The sequence below is a fragment of the Streptomyces sp. genome (assembly GCF_036566765.1).
Lineage (GTDB): Bacteria > Actinomycetota > Actinomycetes > Streptomycetales > Streptomycetaceae > Streptomyces.
The window spans coordinates 1-2,290 of the sequence record NZ_DATCVQ010000573.1; the positions used below are offsets into that span (position 1 = coordinate 1).

The following is a 2,290-nucleotide window of genomic DNA, read 5'->3' on the forward strand; positions in this document are numbered from 1 at the left end:
CCCACTCCCGTCGCCCCGGCATCCGTCGCAGCCGCCCCGTCCGTCGATCCGCGTCTCGCCGCGCCCGTGCCGCCCCCGCCGGCCGCTCCCCCCGCGGCTCCGGCCCCCGGCGCCGGGAAGATCAACCTGGACAAGGGCCGGGTCAGCCTGCAGAAGAACCAGACGGTCTCCCTGGTCAAGGGCGGCCGGCCGCTGCTCTCCCAGGTCAAGATGGGCCTCGGCTGGGAGCCCGCGTACCGCGGCAAGGACATCGACCTGGACGCGTCGGTCATCGCGTACGGCCCCCAGCGCAACCACCTGGACAGCTGCTACTTCGGCAAGCTGGCCATCCTCGGCGGTGCGATCAAGCACTCCGGCGACAACCTGACGGGCGAGGGCGCGGGCGACGACGAGGTCATCACGGTCGACCTCGGCCGGCTCCCGGCGGACGCGACGGGCCTGGTCTTCACCGTGAACTCCTTCTCCGGGCAGAAGTTCACCGAGGTCGCCAAGGCCTACTGCCGGCTGATGGACGCGGCGACGGGCGAGGAGCTGGTTCGCTTCGACCTGACGAACGCCGAGGCGCAGACCGGCGTCATCATGTGCAAGCTCATCCGGCAGTTCTCCGGCGAGTGGGAGATGACGGCGATGGGCGACTTCGTGAAGTCCCGCACCGTGCGGGGCATGGTGAAGCCGGCCGCCCAGGCGCTCTAGGCGGCCGGCTCCGTCAGGGCCGGTCGATCGGTCCTCCGGCGGCGGTCAGCGCTGCGGCTGCCGCCGCCAGGGGCCGGTGATGGCGAGCATGATGCCCGGGGTCTGGATGTTGGCGAACAGCGTGTCGCCGTCGGGCGAGAAGACGACGCCGGTGAACTCGCTGTCGTTGAGCTCGTTGCGGGCGATCGGGTACGTGCGTCCGCGGTCGGTCGCCCCGAACAGGTGCTGCGCCCCCTCGCCGTCCTCGGCGATGACCAGCCCGCCGTACGGGGAGACGGTGATGTTGTCGGGGCCGTCGAAGCCGGTGGCGACGCCGATCAGGACCTTGAGGGTGAGGGTCCGGCGGCGCGGGTCGTAGAACCAGACCTGGCCGTCGTGCGGGGCGCCGGGGCTCTCCTCGCGGGCGTACGAGGAGACGATGTACGTGCCCCCGTCGCCCCACCACATGCCCTCCAGCTTGCGGGCGCGGGTGACCTCGCCGGGGCCGAACTGCTCGCGGACGTCGGTGGTGCGGCCGTCGCGGTCCGGGACGTCGACCCAGTCGACGCCGTACACGGTGCCGATGGCCGTCGCGCGGGACAGGTCGTCGACGAACCGGCCGCCGGCGTCGTAGCACGCGGGGGCCTGGAGCACGCCCGCGTCGTCGGCGAGGGCGCGCAGCCGGCCGCGGCCGTGCTCGAAGCCGTGCGGCGGGACCCAGCGGAAGAACAGGCCGTTCGGCTTGGCGGCGTCCTCGGTGAGGTAGGCGTGGCCGCGCTTGGGGTCGATCACGACGGCCTCGTGGTCGTACCGGCCGAAGGCCTTGATCGGCTTCGGGTCGCGGTTGGCGCGGCGGTCCTGCGGGGCGACCTCGAAGACGTAGCCGTGATCCTTGGTCATGCCGTTCTCGCCGGCGAGGTCGGAGTTCTCCTCGCAGGTGAGCCAGGTGCCCCAAGGGGTGCGGCCGCCGGCGCAGTTGGTGGACGTCCCGGCGATGCCGACCCACTCAGCGACCGTGCCGTCGCGGTGCACCTCGACGACGGTGCAGCCGCCGGACGCGGCGGGGTCGTAGACCAGGCCCTCGGTGAGCGGGACGGGGTGCTTCCACTTGGACCGGGGGCCCTTGAGCTCGTGGTTGTTGACCAGGAAGGTCGTGCCGCGGGGCCCGGCGAAGGAGGCGGTGCCGTCGTGGTTGGACGGCGTGAACTCCCCGGACTCCAGGGTGGTCACGCCACTGTGGGTGAGGACCCGGTACGAGAACCCGGCGGGCAGCGCGAGCACGCCCTCCGGGTCTTCGAGGAGCGGCCCGTACCCGAGCTCCCGGCCGCCCTCCTCCTCCTGCGAGGCAGCGAGCGCACCCGGCGCACTGGCCAACGCACCGACGGACCCGGTCAGCGCGAGGGCCGCACCCGCGGCAGCGGACTGCTTGGCGAAATCTCTCCGATTGAGGGGCATGCACGCACCCTCCCGCCCCCGAACAAACACCACTTGAACACCACGCCGCCACGGGGAAACGACCGAGAACGACGAAGCCCGCGCGGGGCCGGGGCGGGGGCCGGGGCGAGGCGAAGCCCGCGGCGCACCGCACCCGGGGCGCCGCCCACCGACCACCGAGGCG

Annotated in this window: 2 protein-coding genes; one reads left to right on the forward strand and one right to left on the reverse strand. The window is 72.9% G+C overall.

Features of this window, described 5'->3' with window-relative positions:
• Positions 1-693 (forward strand): TerD family protein (locus tag VIU94_RS33350; protein WP_331917300.1); only part of this gene is annotated, 693 nt, incomplete at its 5' end.
• 45 nt (positions 694-738) lie between these two features.
• Here the strand turns inward: VIU94_RS33350 and VIU94_RS33355 are convergent.
• Positions 739-2,127, reverse strand: a complete 1,389-nt coding sequence (locus tag VIU94_RS33355) for an alkaline phosphatase PhoX (protein WP_331917302.1) — start codon at positions 2,125-2,127, stop codon at positions 739-741.
• Positions 2,128-2,290 lie beyond the last annotated feature (163 nt).